The organism is Microcoleus sp. C2D2 (assembly GCF_036702495.1).
Classification (GTDB): Bacteria; Cyanobacteriota; Cyanobacteriia; order Cyanobacteriales; family Microcoleaceae; genus Microcoleus.
The window spans coordinates 33293-48355 of the sequence record NZ_JAUBTO010000001.1; the positions used below are offsets into that span (position 1 = coordinate 33293).

The window sequence follows — 15063 nt, forward strand, 5'->3', positions numbered from 1 at the left end:
GGTTCGGGTAGAGGCTCAACCTTTACTGGTTCGGGTAGAGGCTGAAACTTTCCTTTAATGGCGAGCGCATCGTTAGCGCACTCGGCAATAAAGTTAGCAATATACTCCGCCGAAGGCAATAAGGATTTGTTGAAACTGAATCCGATTGTTTGAGAACCTACTGCATCAAACTGAGCGAAATTAAGACCGAGGGCGCTCAAAGCTGCTGCGGTTAAAAATTCGATATCTCCTACTTTTGTACCCGCAGCTATTGAGGTGAGGATAGTGTTGTCTCCTGTTTGTTCAAAATAGGGGTCTGTGGCAGCTAAATCGCCCAGTGATGGGGTTTTGCCTTGAGATGCAACTACCGTATTGTATTGATTTAAATTGCTAAAGCCAGAGTTAGTTTGGGTAACGCTTTTAGCGTTAACATCCTTATAAACGCCTGTTGTCGCCACGCCTGAGTCATTTCCGTCGGCAAAGCGAACGGCAAATAAGCTGTTAGTTGCGCTAGCTGTATTGAAGTTTTGACCGGAAAAATTGAAGAACAAATCGCCGTAGTTGATGTTGCCTCTTGCAGCGGCGCTGTCTGCATATCCTGCTAAACTTAGATTGGAGTTGATGGCGATCGAAACTTTATCTGATGTTTCATTGATTGCCATGCCGTAAAATTCAAATGCGCCGCCGCCGAATTGCGTTTCTGTCACGCCGTCGTTGAAGGAATCGAGCGCATAATTCCAGCCGTTAGATAGGGTTGCTGCTGTAGCTTTTAGTGGGTGTAGTGCGAAAAGGGCACCAAAAACAGCCACGGAGTAAGTCCAGTGGATGCTTTTTTTAGTAATGGAGTTGTTCATAAAATTCTACCTGGTAATGAGTGTTTAAGTTTCAAGTCGGCTCGATCGACTGTTTGTTATTTTTAGTAAATCATACATTCCGGGAAACTTTTATAAAAGTTTGGTAAACTTTGAAGAAATCATACATTCCGGTCGAATTTATAAAAATTTGGTAAAGATTTGGTTTGGCAATTGCATCATATCAAGTAGATTGGTTAGGATAGATTGTTTGAAAAAAACCAACCCATGCCAGTAGCTAAATAAAGTCGTGGACGCAGCCACACTATATACTGTGCCTGCGTCCACGACTTTAGGTGCAAATAAACCGACTACCGGGTTTGGGCGGTTGAGAGCAGCCCTAAACTGCCGGCTAGTCCAGATATAGGCTTTACCCTTCTCTACAAGATATTATTGTTTTTTGATGCCGATCGACTTAATTGATTTTTTCTCAATTATCAATGAATCTGGACAAGTGGGGGCGTGATGTTGTGGAGACCGATGCCTGATTCTGTTAATATTTCTATTTTTTGATTAATAAGTTGCATAACTTGTCTGTCATCTGCAGCGCTGTTCAATAATTATAATTACGTTTGTGGTGATGACCGAAAGCATCCAGGATACAAGCCCCCGGATTCATTCCTTCCCAGACTCAGGACCCAGAAATAAAAAGCCTGTATCCGATGAAACTTGCCCCCTGAATTTATCCGTGGGGTCAATGCTTCAATCTAAAATCTAAAATCTAAAATCTAAAATCGATTGACTTCCTTCATCAAACTCCTAAAAAGTCGATCGCCTACAATTTTACTAATTTTACCCTAAGCGATCGACCCAACAGGCTCTTACTCGATCGACAAACTGTGGAGAGGCACTTTTTCTGTAAGTGCCGCACAAAGCGAGACTTGGATCATCAAAAAAATTTCAGACGGATCTTCGCGATCGCACGTTTTTATAACACTCAAGAAACTTCTTGCCCTAGATCCGGTGCAGGCATCGTGGGTTCCTTCTAACTCGGGCGGTGGTTTCTGCACTTGAAGCGCTGCATAAATCCATCAAATTTCAAAAAGAGTTGCTCGCAACTATTGAACCTTGCCATTTTTTAAATGCTGTTACCATATCGCCGACAGTTCGTTGACTATCTTGACTCTTCCCTTGAGCACAGACCGCAGCAGGCGGTTGATCGAAAGTTTGTATTCATCGTCGAGAGACTCGTCTAAAACAGCAGCCATCAAACCGTAGCGATCGGCTAAAGTCAAACAACCCGTATCCGTAACAGAGGCAAGCATTTCGGAAATAGCGCCGGGTATTAGTTGAACTAAAAACATGAGACATTCCCTTAATTCGATATTTATATCATCTCTCGTTCTGGGAAAATCAAAAGTGACGCGGGCATAGCAGAGAACGTGATCTTTAGAGGCAAACTGTGTGACAGCCACAACTCTAATTGTGTGACGAGCTGCGTTTTAAGTCTGCGATCGTAGTCACAAAATGATTTTATATCTTCCACATGGACCCTCTCCCCTCCCAAATCTAAAGATTTAAAGAGATTTTTCCGCTCTGTGGGTGTCTTTACCCATTACCCATGTATAAAACGCATCAGGCCTATGCGAAAAATTCATAAAACTCAATATTTTGTAAAAATAGCTACGAATGTTTACTGTGCTGCGCTATACATTAGCTCGTAACTAAGGTGCATCGAAACGGAGCGATCGACCGAACCATCGGTAGCAACTATTACCATAAATAGTTTGGCGACTTCGAGGCAGTGCCCAGTCAAACTCAAATGTACAGAAGATAAACCATGCAAAAAAGAAATTCGATATGGTAACTCAATATACAGTTTTAAATCCGTACACTCACTAAGGTTAGCAGGAAACACACATTTTATGCTCCAAGTCAATACCTCCCCGAACCAGCCATCCGCGAGGGTAAACCGATGACCCAAACAGTAGAAGCCAAAGCTCAAGCGAGCCTGAACAAGTTTGAAAAACTCAAAGCCGAAAAAGATGGCTTAGCATTAAAAGGTGAACTCGACCACTTCGCCGAAATTGGCTGGGAAGCAATGGACGAAACAGATCGAGACCACCGCCTCAAATGGCTCGGCATCTTCTTTCGGCCAGTAACTCCCGGCAAATTCATGATGCGGATGCGTCTGGCCAGCGGCGTCATCACCAGCAATCAAACCAGAACGCTAGCAGAAATCGTCCAACGCTACGGCGACGACGGCAGCGCCGACATCACCACCAGACAAAACCTGCAACTGCGCGGAATTCGCATCGAAGACGTGCCGGACATTTTCCGCCGCCTCAAAGAAGCTGACCTGACCAGCGTCCAGTCTGGCATGGACAACGTGCGCAACATCACCGGTTCCCCAGTCGCCGGGCTCGACGCCGACGAACTGATTGATACGCGGGAACTGGCGAACCAAGTCCAAGACATGATTACGAACAGCGGCGAAGGCAATCCCGCGTTTTCAAATTTGCCGAGAAAGTTTAATATTGCGATCGCAGGCTGCCGCGACAACTCAGTCCACGCAGAAATCAACGACATCGCCTTCGTACCCGCTTACAAAGACGGCAACATCGGCTTTAACGTTTTAGTCGGCGGTTTCTTCTCCGCCAAACGCTGCGAAGCTGCAATTCCTCTCAAGGCCTGGGCAAGTCCCAGCGACGTTGTAGATTTGTGCAAAGCAATTTTAACTGTGTTTCGCGATCGAGGTCCGAGAGCAAACCGCCAAAAATCGCGGCTGATGTGGCTGATTGACGAACTCGGAATCGAACAATTCCGAGCCGAAGTCGAACAAGAATTTGGTCGCACTTTGCCCGCCGCCGCCCTCAAAGATGAAATCATCTGGGACAAACGCGACCACATCGGCATCTACCCCCAAAAACAATCAGGGCTCAACTATGTAGGGCTGCACGTTCCCGTCGGACGGCTGCAGGCATCGGATTTGTTCGATTTGGCCAGAATCGCCGAGGTTTACGGCAGCGGCGAACTCAGGCTCACCGTCGAAGAAAACGTCATTATTCCCAACGTTCCCGACTCGCGGATTGAATCGCTGGTCAAAGAACCGCTGTTGCAGCGTTTTTCCATCGAGCCCGCACCCCTGATGCGAGCATTGGTTTCCTGTACCGGCGCCAAGTATTGCAACTTCGGCCTCATCGAAACCAAAAGCCGCGCTGTGGCAATGATTGAGGAACTCGATGTCGAACTTTCACTTCCCAAACCAATCAGAATTCACTGGACGGGTTGCCCCAATTCCTGCGGTCAACCCCAAGTAGCAGACATCGGTTTGATGGGAACAAAAGTTCGCAAGAACGGCAAAACCCTCGAAGGTGTAGACATTTACATGGGAGGCACAGTTGGCAAAGACGCTCATTTGGGTGCTTGCGTCCAAAAAGGCATCGCTTGCGAAGACCTCAAACCGCTGCTGCATCAACTGTTAGTCGAGCAGTTTGGGGCAGTTCCCAAACAGATTGCAGGGGATGTAGCTGTGCTGCAGCGGCAACTCCAATTGACGGTTGAGGAGGGCGAAAAGGCAGCCCAGGCACCCAAACCTCAGACATCTACTGTCATTTTCGCTCGATCGGGCAAAGAAGTTGCTTGCAGCGAAGATGAGTACATTCTCGATGTTGCCGAACGGGCCGGGGTCGAACTTGACAGCAATTGCCGAAACGGAGTTTGTGGCACTTGCAAGCAGAAACTCCTAGAAGGTAATATTGCGGCCTACGACAGCCAACCCGAGGCGGCGGCCGGCTTAGAACCAGGGTTCATTTTAACTTGCAGCGCGCGGGCTCTCGGCAGAGTGTCGATCGACGCCTAATCTCACAATGTGAGAGCCGAGACAGCCAAACAGAATTCTGTCATTGCCAAGGTCGCCAATCAATCTCACATCTGACATTTCCACCATCTCAAGTACAACCACAATTCAAGACAAATGAGCAACCTTTCCAGAAGAAAATTCATCATCACCGCCGGAGCAACAGCAGCCGGCACCCTTCTCGCTCACGGTTGCAGTTCCGGTTCCACCACATCTAACGGAGGTGCCACGCCAGCAGCCGGCGGCGCATCGCCCAGCGCCGCCCCAGCAGTCAACATCAACCCCGCCGACGCCCCAGAAGTTACCGCAGCCAAACTCGGATTCATCGCCCTCACCGACTCAGCACCCTTAATCATCGCCCAAGAAAAAGGGTTATTTGCCAAGTACGGCATGAAAGACGTACAAGTTACTAAACAAGCATCTTGGCCAGTTACTCGCGACAACTTAGAACTCGGTTCCGACAAAGGCGGCATTGACGGCGCCCACATTTTATCCCCGCTACCTTACCAAATGACATTAGGCACTGTTACCAAAGGCAATCAGCCAGTGCCGATGAACATTGTGGCGCGGTTAAATACTAACGGTCAAGCAATTTCCCTCAGCAAAAAATACCTAGATTTAAAAGTAGGTACAGACAGCGCACCCCTGAAAGCAGCTTTTGGCCAAAACGTTCCTGTTGCTATGACTTTTCCCGGCGGCACCCACGACTTGTGGATGCGCTACTGGCTAGCAGCAGGCGGTATTAATCCAGATACAGATGTTTCCGTGATTCCCATACCGCCGCCCCAAATGGTAGCGAACATGAAATCTGGTAGCATGGAAGCCTTTTGCGTCGGCGAACCTTGGAATGCTCAGCTAGTTACTCAAAAGGTAGGATACACCGCCTTAGTAACCGGAGAACTTTGGAAAGACCACCCAGAAAAAGCTTTAGCTTTAAGAGGAGATTGGGTTGAGAAAAACCCCAAAGCTGCTAAAGCAATAACAATGGCCGTACTGGAAGCCCAGCAGTGGTGCGACAAGGCAGAAAATCACGATGAGATGTGCCAAATCATCTCTCAAGATAAGTGGTTAAAAGTTCCAGTAGCAGATATTATCGGTCGCTCGAAAGGTCAAATTGACTACGGTACCGGCCGCATTGAAGCTGCCAGCCCAGTGGCCATGAAATTCTGGGCTGACAATGCTTCTTATCCCTACAAGAGTCACGATGCTTGGTTCTTAACTGAAAATATTCGCTGGGGTTATATGCCGGCAACTACCGACATCAAAGCCACGGTTGATAAAGTTAACCGCGAAGATATTTGGAAAGCTGCTGCGACAGCACTTAGCGTTCCTGCTGCCCAAATTCCTGCTACCACTTCTCGCGGTGTCGAAACCTTCTTTGACGGCGTGAAGTTTGACCCAGAAAAACCCGAAGAATATCTCAAGGGTCTGGCAATCAAAAAAGCATAATTAGTTTGTTGACTGTTGACTGTTGACTGTTAACAGTTGACAAACCCCTAAAATAGATTGATGGTGTTGCGCGGAGTGGAACGGATAGTTCGTTCCACGAACCAAACCTGCTGAACTCTGTTCAAAGTATCTACAAATAATCGATTATTCACAATACGGCAAAAACAAAAATGGCAACAAACCTCGCTGTTACTAAAAGCAAAAATCCAGTAATGTTCGTTCTGGATCAGGTTCAAAAAAACCGCCGAAAAATCATCCGCCCGTTGGTAGCAATTACAGTTCTGCTCATAATCTGGCAAATCCTCTGCCACAGTCCAGAGTCCAGCTTGCCGGGACCAATCAAAGCTGTCCAAGAAAGCTGGGAGCTGATTATCAATCCGTTCTTCGACAACGGCGGTACAGACAAAGGCTTGTTCTGGCAAATTTTGGCTAGCTTGCAGCGGGTGGCGATCGGCTTTACTTTGGCAGCAGTTCTCGGCATCAGTTTGGGAATCCTGATCGGCACAAACTCCTTAATGTTCGATGCTTTAGACCCGCTGTTTCAAGTATTCAGAACTATTCCGCCCCTGGCTTGGCTGCCGATCGCCCTGGGTGTATTTCAACAGTTCAATCCCTTTGAAGGCATCGGGATGAAAGCTAACGAAGTTTCAGCTCTTTTCGTAATCTTAATTACAGCAATTTGGCCGATTCTAATTAATACCACAGTAGGCGTTCAACAAATACCCCAAGACTACAGAAACGTCGCCCGCGTCTTGCGCCTTCCCAACCAAAAATACTTCTGGAAAATCCTGCTCCCTTCTTCAGTTCCTTATATCTTCACTGGCTTGAGAATTGGCATCGGTTTGTCTTGGCTGGCGATCGTAGCTGCGGAAATGTTAGTCGGCGGCGTCGGCATCGGCTTCTTCATCTGGGACGCTTACAACAGTTCTCGACTCAGTGCAGTGATTCTAGCAGTGCTTTATGTAGGAATCGTCGGTTTGATTTTAGACAGAATTGTTGGTTTCATCGCTTCCAAAGTTGTTCCTGAAGAACAGAAATAGGATTTGGGAATGGGGCAAACAGGGCATCGGGCATCGGGCATGGCGAATGGGGAATGGTTGCCAACTACAAACTGCTAGAAATTAGTTGTAAATTAATGCCCCATTCCCAATGCCCTGTTTGCCCCATTCCCAATGCCCAATGCCCAATGCCCAGATGCCAAATGCCAAATGCCAAATGCCAAATGCCAAATGCCAAATTAATAATCAGCATCATACAAATTACAAACTAACCTAAAATTACCATGTCAGTATTTGTTGAAGTAGACCACGTCGATCGCGTATTTAACTTGCCGAATGGAGAGCAATATATCGCTCTTAAAAATATCGAACTGAAAATTAAAAAGGGAGAATTCATTACCTTAATCGGACACTCGGGCTGCGGCAAATCTACACTGCTAAATATCATCGCCGGCCTCGACAACGCAACTCAGGGCGGGATTACTTTAGAAGGGCGCGAAGTCCGCGATCCAGGGCCCGACAGAATGGTGGTGTTTCAAAATTACTCGCTGCTACCTTGGCTGACGGTGCGCGAAAATATTGCCCTAGCAGTAGATGAAATTTACAGCAGTAACTCGAAAGAAGATCGCGAGTTGGTGATCGAACACCACATTAAATTGGTCGGACTCGGACAAGCCGCCCACAAACGCCCCAGCGAAATTTCTGGGGGGATGAAACAAAGAGTTGCGATCGCCCGCGCCCTGGCGATCCGTCCGAAATTGCTGCTGCTAGACGAACCCTTCGGCGCCCTCGATGCCTTAACTCGCGGCGGTTTGCAAGACCAGTTGATGAAAATTTGCGAAGAAAGCAAAGTCACCAGCGTGATGGTAACTCACGACGTGGATGAGGCTTTATTACTGAGCGATCGCATTGTGATGCTAACCAACGGCCCGGAAGCGCAAATCGGGCAAATCCTCGAAGTGAAAATTCCGCGCCCCCGCAAGCGCATGGAAGTTGTCAACCATCCGAGTTACTATGCGCTGCGGAACGAAATGGTTTACTTCCTCAACCAGCAAAAGCGGGTCAAACAGCGCAGGGCCAAACAACAACCGCCTGCGATCGCCCGCAACGGCTTGGAAAAAATCAACCTCGACATCGGCTTTATTCCCCTCACCGACTGCGCGCCCTTAGTTGTAGCCAAAGAAAAAGGATTTTTCCAAGCCCACGGCTTGGAAGAAGTTTCTCTCAGCCGCGAACCTAGCTGGAAAGCGATCGCCAAAGGAGTCACCGAAGGACGGCTGGACGCGGCGCAAATGGTCGCAGGAATGCCGATCGGTATGCTGTTGGGACTCGATGGTGAAGCCCCTGTGCCCGTCTGTAGCGCCATGACGCTGTCTCGCAACGGCAATTCGATTGTTTTCAGCAAAGACCTTTACAGACAAGGTATTCGGACATTAGAGGATTTCAAAGCTGCGATCGGCAAGACTCCGGATAAAGTTCACACCTTGGGCATGGTACACTCCGCCTCCATGCACAATCTGCTGTTCCGCTACTGGCTGGCTGCTGGCGGCATCGACCCCGACCTCGACGTGGGCTTGACGGTGATTCCCCCCCCGCAGATGGTAGCGAATTTAAAAGCAGGCAACATTGACGGCTACTGTTCAGGCGACCCCTGGAACTCCCACGCAGTCAACAGCGGTACGGGTGTTGTCATGGCCCGTTCCCTCGATATTCTGCCCGGACACATCGAAAAAGTTCTCGGTGTTACCGAAGATTGGGCTCAGAAATATCCTCAAACCCACCTCGCCCTCGTCAAAGCGCTTTTGGAAGCCTGCGACTACTGCGACGACCGCCGCAACCGCGAAGAAGTCCTAGGATTGATTAGCCAAGAACAATACATCGGCGCCGATCCCAAAGACATCCGTCCGGGGTTCCTCGACCCGTACAACTCGGGTACGGGGGCAGAACCCGAAATGCTCTACAACTTCAACCAGTTCTACGTTGACAAAACCAATTGTCCAGACCGCCTACAAATGGTGTGGGTGATGGCGCAGATGGCTCGCTGGGGACTGATCCCGTTCCCGAAAAACTGGGTGGAACTGGTCGATCGAGTTTTGCGGCCCGATGTTTTCGGTCAAGCAGTGCGCGAATTGGGTTTGCCGGATATTGCCAGAGATAGCCGGACGATCGAGCTATTTGACGGCACTGTGTTTAATCTAGACGACCCGGTCCAGTATCTTCACGATGTCAAAATCAAGCGCAGCGTCCGCATTGAAGAAATCTTAATTGAACAAATAGGCAGTCAGTGTTCCATCAGACTGCTAGCATAACCAGCAAATAGGAAGAGGGAATGAGGAGCAAGAAATCAGGAAACAAGACTCCACATTTCCCGCTTCCTAACTCCCTAATTTCAAATTCTCAATCCAAAGTTGTCATGTCTAATTCATCAACCCAAAATCCAAATTCTGAAAATATGCAAACTCTCAAAACTCCCCAAACAACGAAAATTGAGACGCAGAAGCAAGACTTTCTTACTATTAAAGATGTATCGAAAGTCTACGAAACTCCTAAAGGCCCTTACGTCGTTCTAGACGGTGTAAACCTGACTATTAAGGAAGGCGAATTTATTTGTTTGATCGGTCACTCGGGCTGCGGCAAATCAACTTTGCTGAATATGATCGCGGGATTCAACGGGCCGACAAACGGAGAAGTGGCTTTGGAAGGTTTGCAGATTACTGAACCAGGCCCCGATCGCATGGTGGTGTTTCAAAACTACTCGCTGCTACCGTGGCTGACTGCTACTGAAAACATTCACCTCGGGGTTGAAAATGTTTACCCGGAAAAGTCCGCAGACGAACACAATACGATCGTCAAGGAACACTTGGAATTAGTCGGGCTGACGGAAGCTTGTAACAAAAGACCGGGCCAGTTGTCCGGGGGGATGAAACAGCGGGTGGCGATCGCCAGAGCTCTGGCAACTCGCCCCAAACTGTTGATTTTGGACGAACCTTTCGGAGCTCTAGACCCGATTACCCGGGAAGAGTTGCAGGAAGAATTGCTGAAAATTTGGCGGCAGGAAAAAATTACGATCGTCATGATTACTCACGATATTGATGAAGCTTTGTTTTTGGCCGATCGCGTCGTGATGATGACCAACGGACCTGCAGCTTCCATCGGCGAAGATATGCACGTTCCGTTCAGCCGTCCCCGCAACCGGGCGCGGATTATGGAAGACCCGAAATACTACGAACTTCGCAACTTTGCTTTGGAGTTCCTGTTTTCTCGCTACGCGCACCACGAAGAGGATGAAGCAACGGACTCGGAGACAGAAGCCGTCGCGCTACCGATGCCATTACCTGCTAGCAAAAAGCCTGCGGTTGCTGACAGGCCGATGCCACCTGTGTCCTTTATGCCTCACGCGGCAGAATTTCCTGAAGCCTCGCCGATTAAAGGCGGCATCCTGGCAGTCTCGTGGTTGGTAGCAATGGCTACTTTAGCAGCAGTCAATATGTCTGGTGTTTCCAGCCAGCTAAAGCAAGCGAAATTAGGAGAAACTGCACCGCAGGCGACGACTGCGGCGGCGGTTGTGAGTTCTCCCCCCAGCCCGCAAATTGCAGCAAGTTCGATCGCCCCGAATGCTAGCCCTGCACCCATCGCTGCTGAAAGTCCTGCACCCATCGCTGCTGAAAGTCCTGCACCCATCGCTGCTGCGGGCCTTGCACCCATCGCTGCTGAAAGTCCTGCACCCATCGCTGCTGCAAGTCCTGCACCCATCGCTGCTGAAAGTCCTGCACCCATCGCTGCTGCAAGTCCTGCACCCCTCGCTGCTGCTAACAGCGCCACCGCGCCCAATGCAGCAACCAGTGCCGCCTCAGGGATTTCTGACCAAGCCGAACTCGATGCGATCGGACAGCAGTTGTATGCACAAATCGACCAAAATTGGAGCACAATTCCGACATTTACCGAAAGTTTGACTTATCGGGTCAAAGTCAAAGAAAACGGCGATATCCTACAGTTCGATCCCACAAATAAAGCAGCTAAAGATTTCGTCAAAGAAACTCCTCTGCCGATTTTGCAAACTCCTGCCGATGCCACAGCAGCAACTGAAAAAACTGCTGAATTCCAAGTAACTTTTAGCCCCACAAACGGCGGCGTATTAGAAGTTAAAACAGGAAAGTAGGCGACATAATACTCCCGCACTAAATCTCAGATTGCTATAAACAATCAGGTCAAAAGTAGAACCAACGCGCTGTTTTAGTCCTGCCAAAATTTCTCCTAGCTCCCCATAGGTGGGGGCGACAAAATTTAGGTATCGAGTACCTCTGTAGGGGGATTTAGGAACAGCGAGAAGCTGGCTACAATCGAGAGCGATCGCGAGTTTTAGTAAGACAGCGGTGAATTTTTAATCAGGGAATTGTCCGTTGCTGTGAAGCATTTTTGCGGTAATTTAGTAATTATTGACACGTTATTTGCAGGAGCCCTCAGTTCCGACTATAATGACAAATTACGAATTACCCATTAGCTTTCAAAAATTAGCATCTAAAATCACCAGATGGAAACTATAAAAACTCTTTGCCCTTACTGCGGTGTAGGTTGCGGTCTAGAAGTTGTTCCCGACAAAAAACAAAGTTGGAAAGTGCGGGGCGATCGCAATCACCCATCGAGTCAAGGCATGGTTTGTATTAAGGGAGCAACCGTAGCAGAGTCCATTCGGAGCGATCGGCTACTTTATCCGATGATGCGAGATACTCTCGACCAACCCTTCCGCCGCGCTAGCTGGGAGGAAGCTCTCGATGCAATTGTTAACCGCATCCAAACAATTCGCAGCAGCAGCGGCCCCGATGCTTTGTGCGTTTACGGTTCGGGTCAATTCGTTACAGAAGATTATTATGTTGCCCAGAAACTAATGAAAGGTTGTCTGGGTACTAATAATTTTGATGCTAATTCTCGCTTGTGTATGTCTTCAGCAGTCTCTGGATACGTTCAAAGTTTTGGCTCGGACGGACCGCCTTGCTGTTACGACGATTTAGAATTAACAGATTGCGCTTTTATTATCGGCAGCAATGCAGCGGAATGCCATCCGATTGTATTCAACAGATTAGCAAAATACCACAAAAAGCATCCACATGTCAAGATGATTGTGGTAGATCCGAGGCGGACTCCGACTGCTGAAGCGGCGGATTTGCACTTAGCAATTAAACCGGGTACGGATATAGATTTGCTCAACGGAATTGCATATTTGCTGTTACTCCGGCAAGCAATAGATCCTGAGTTTATTCAAGAATGCACGGCGAATTTTTCAGCTTTTGCTGAGGTTATTAGCAGCTACACCCCGGAGTTTGTAGCCTCGCGCTGCGGCATTACTGTCAGCGAGTTAGAAACTGCAGCCAACTACTGGGAACAGTCGCAGCGGGTTTTGTCGCTGTGGTCGATGGGGATGAATCAGTCGTCGGAAGGCACGGCAAAGGTACGATCGCTGATTAATTTGCACTTGATGACCGGTCAAATCGGCAAACCGGGATGCGGCCCGTTTTCCCTCACCGGCCAGCCAAACGCCATGGGAGGTCGGGAAGCGGGAGGACTCTCTCACTTGCTCCCAGGCTACCGATTTGTGAAAAATGCTGAACACAGAACCCAAGTCGAGGAGTTTTGGGGAATCGCACCGGGAAGCATTTCCCCGAATCCGGGCCGCACAGCTTGGGAGATGATTACCGGTTTGGAAACTGGCGAAGTCGAGTTGCTGTGGATTGCTGCTACTAATCCGGTGGTGAGTATGCCGGATTTGGAACGCACAAAAGCCGCCTTGCTGCGATCGCCCTTTACTATTTATCAAGAAGCTTACTATCCCACTGAAACCTCGGCCTACGCTCACATCCTGCTGCCGGCAACCCAGTGGAGCGAAAAAACCGGAGTAATGACGAATTCCGAACGCCGGGTTACCTTTTGTCCCGGTTTCGACACTCCCTCCGGGGAAGCCCGCGACGACTGGAGCATTTTCGCCGAAATCGGCCGCCGGTTGGGTTTTGCCCAACACTTTGCTTTCGACAGCGTTGCTGACGTATACAAAGAGTACGTGCAGTTGACGCAGGGCCAGCCTTGCGACATCACAGGCCTCAGCCACGAATATTTGCGCACAGAAGGTCCCCAGCAGTGGCCCTGCCCAGAAAATCAGCCTCCGCATCCAGCCCAAGAAGCGAAACGGCTGTATACTGACAGGCGTTTTCACACTCCTGACGCGCGGGCGAGATTTTCGGCCTATCACTCCCGGGGACTGGCAGAACCTCCCGATCCGAATTATCCGTTTGTGTTGACGACAGGGAGACTTTACGGACACTGGCACACGATGACGCGGACGGGTAGAACAGAGAAAATTAATCAATTGCACCCCGATCCGTTTTTGGAAATTCACCCCCGCGATGCTGCCAAATTGCAGATTAAGGAGGGGGATTTGCTGGAAGTTCGATCGCGCCGCGGCAAGGGGCAGTTTCCGGCAAAAGTCACAAAGGCGATCGCTCCGGGTACGCTATTTGTACCGATGCACTGGGGTTCTCTGTGGGCAGAAGCGGCTGAAGCCAATGCCATGACTCATTCTGCAAGCTGTCCAGATTCCAAACAGCCCGAGTTAAAAGCTTGTGCGGTGCAGTTGGTGCTGGTTGGGGCAGAAACAGCAGCAGAAGTTGGATCGGAAGTTGCCGCAGAAGTTGGGGAATTTAATTGGGCAAAATCCACCCTCGCCGTCACTTCTTGATGCCGTCCCACAAAGGGATGTTACAACTCACCCCAGAACGAGCGGCAAGCCCCAGGCGATCGACATGGGGAGGAACCGGGTTGACATTCGGCCCAAGACGTTCGGCGAGCACGAACGTCGCAGGATTTGAGATTTACTCCACAGATGAATCTGGGATCTTGAACAAGAGTCTAAAATTTCGATCTCTCCACGACTCTCGATCGAGCCATTTTGAACCCGGAGGCACCCGAAACATAAATCTCAAATCCCCAATCCCAAATCTCATATCGTTTCCGCTTGCATGGGAAGGATAAAGTCAAGGTCAATAATTCCACATTCCCCAACGGGCGACTCCCAACGGACGACTCCCCATCCCGAACGGTGTAACCGGAATTGATATCAAACCTAAAATCGTTATGCCGTGGATGGGCCTACAAGCTGCGTTTCCCCCGCCGGGCCCGGGAACAAGGAAAATTAAATTTATTTATTCTGAGTTTTTCCATTCTTGATGGGGGGTTTTTCCTTCGGGAGAATGTCTTCTGGCGAAAGCTTTCTGCCTTCTTTTTAATTAATCGAGTCAGACAATTGCAGTTTGCACCTATAGGTGCTATGATGTTTTTACAAGGCTTTATTTTCGGCAGTACAGTTCGTTCTATCGGCGTTCCTCCGGATTTAAATCTCTACACCCTCTGATTCTGGAGAATGTTCAATGTCAATCTATGTCGGCAATTTATCCTACGAAGTAACGCAGGAACACCTCAACCAAACTTTTGGAGAGTACGGAACAGTAAAGCGCGTTCAGTTGCCTGCTGACCGGGAAACAGGTCGGATGCGGGGCTTCGCTTTTGTAGAAATGTCTACTGAAGCCGAAGAAGCCGCAGCCATTGAGGCTCTTGACGGTGCTGAGTGGATGGGTCGCGACCTCAAGGTCAATAAGGCAAAACCCCGCGAAGAACGTGGTTCTTCTAACAGCGGTAACTGGGGCAACAACGATCGCGGTGGCAATTCTCGTCGCTACTAAACCACCCGAGCTAAATTTTTAGCTATCTTGTATATTGCGTCGGAGCAAGCTGGAAGTCAACAATCATTCTCTGTTGAGAATAGATAGTTAGTTCAGCGGCCGCACCGCGCCTTAAAATCCTCAAAATATTGCTAGGCAATAGTTTGAGGCTTTTTTATGGCAAAAATTATTGATCGGGAGTTCGATCGCGTGCGATCGATTCCTAGCTGACACAAAAAACTATAAAATAACAAGCTGAGAGAATCGCCTTCCCCAGGGCC

General features: G+C 49.0%; 11 protein-coding genes. 7 read left to right on the top strand and 4 right to left on the bottom strand.

The genetic code is table 11. The features are described 5' to 3' along the window. From QUB61_RS00195 to QUB61_RS00205, 3 genes are all read right to left on the bottom strand, one after another. Window positions 1–833: XDD3 family exosortase-dependent surface protein (locus tag QUB61_RS00195; RefSeq protein ID WP_333189747.1), on the bottom strand; the 833-nt coding region annotated here is incomplete at its 3' end. 818 nt (window positions 834–1651) lie between these two features. After that, the gene (locus tag QUB61_RS00200; protein WP_333129752.1) at window positions 1652–1840 is read right to left on the bottom strand and encodes a hypothetical protein; all 189 of its coding nucleotides are present in this window, start codon (window positions 1838–1840) and stop codon (window positions 1652–1654) included. A gap of 78 nt (window positions 1841–1918) precedes the next feature. Next, a complete protein-coding gene (locus QUB61_RS00205) occupies window positions 1919–2134 on the bottom strand; it encodes a hypothetical protein (RefSeq protein WP_333129750.1) in 216 nt (71 codons plus the stop codon). Window positions 2135–2745: 611 nt separating this feature from the next. Between QUB61_RS00205 and QUB61_RS00210 the strand changes: the two genes are divergently transcribed. From QUB61_RS00210 to ntrB, 3 genes are all read left to right on the top strand, one after another. After that, window positions 2746–4632 (top strand): ferredoxin--nitrite reductase, encoded by a 1887-nt coding sequence (locus tag QUB61_RS00210; protein WP_445300234.1) that lies wholly within the window; start codon window positions 2746–2748, stop codon window positions 4630–4632. 114 nt (window positions 4633–4746) lie between these two features. After that, window positions 4747–6078, top strand: a complete 1332-nt coding sequence (locus QUB61_RS00220; RefSeq protein ID WP_333129747.1) for a CmpA/NrtA family ABC transporter substrate-binding protein — start codon at window positions 4747–4749, stop codon at window positions 6076–6078. Between the two features lie 170 nt (window positions 6079–6248). Beyond that, on the top strand, window positions 6249–7118 hold the full coding sequence (ntrB, locus tag QUB61_RS00225; RefSeq protein WP_333129745.1) for a nitrate ABC transporter permease: 870 nt from the start codon (window positions 6249–6251) through the stop codon (window positions 7116–7118). A 64-nt stretch (window positions 7119–7182) separates the two neighbouring features. Here ntrB and QUB61_RS00230 read toward each other — a convergent pair whose 3' ends face one another. Next, complete coding sequence (locus QUB61_RS00230; RefSeq protein ID WP_333129743.1) at window positions 7183–7332, bottom strand: hypothetical protein; 150 nt, start codon at window positions 7330–7332, stop codon at window positions 7183–7185. A gap of 28 nt (window positions 7333–7360) precedes the next feature. Between QUB61_RS00230 and QUB61_RS00235 the strand changes: the two genes are divergently transcribed. From QUB61_RS00235 to QUB61_RS00250, 4 genes are all read left to right on the top strand, one after another. Further along, complete coding sequence (locus tag QUB61_RS00235) at window positions 7361–9385, top strand: nitrate ABC transporter ATP-binding protein (protein WP_333129740.1); 2025 nt, start codon at window positions 7361–7363, stop codon at window positions 9383–9385. A 104-nt stretch (window positions 9386–9489) separates the two neighbouring features. After that, a complete protein-coding gene (locus QUB61_RS00240; protein WP_333129738.1) occupies window positions 9490–11235 on the top strand; it encodes a nitrate ABC transporter ATP-binding protein in 1746 nt (581 codons plus the stop codon). A 372-nt stretch (window positions 11236–11607) separates the two neighbouring features. Then, complete coding sequence (locus QUB61_RS00245; RefSeq protein ID WP_333129736.1) at window positions 11608–13803, top strand: nitrate reductase; 2196 nt, start codon at window positions 11608–11610, stop codon at window positions 13801–13803. A 688-nt stretch (window positions 13804–14491) separates the two neighbouring features. Beyond that, window positions 14492–14803: an RNA recognition motif domain-containing protein gene (locus QUB61_RS00250; RefSeq protein ID WP_332948676.1), complete on the top strand. Its 312-nt coding sequence runs from the start codon at window positions 14492–14494 to the stop codon at window positions 14801–14803. The last annotated feature ends 260 nt before the right edge of the window (window positions 14804–15063 follow it).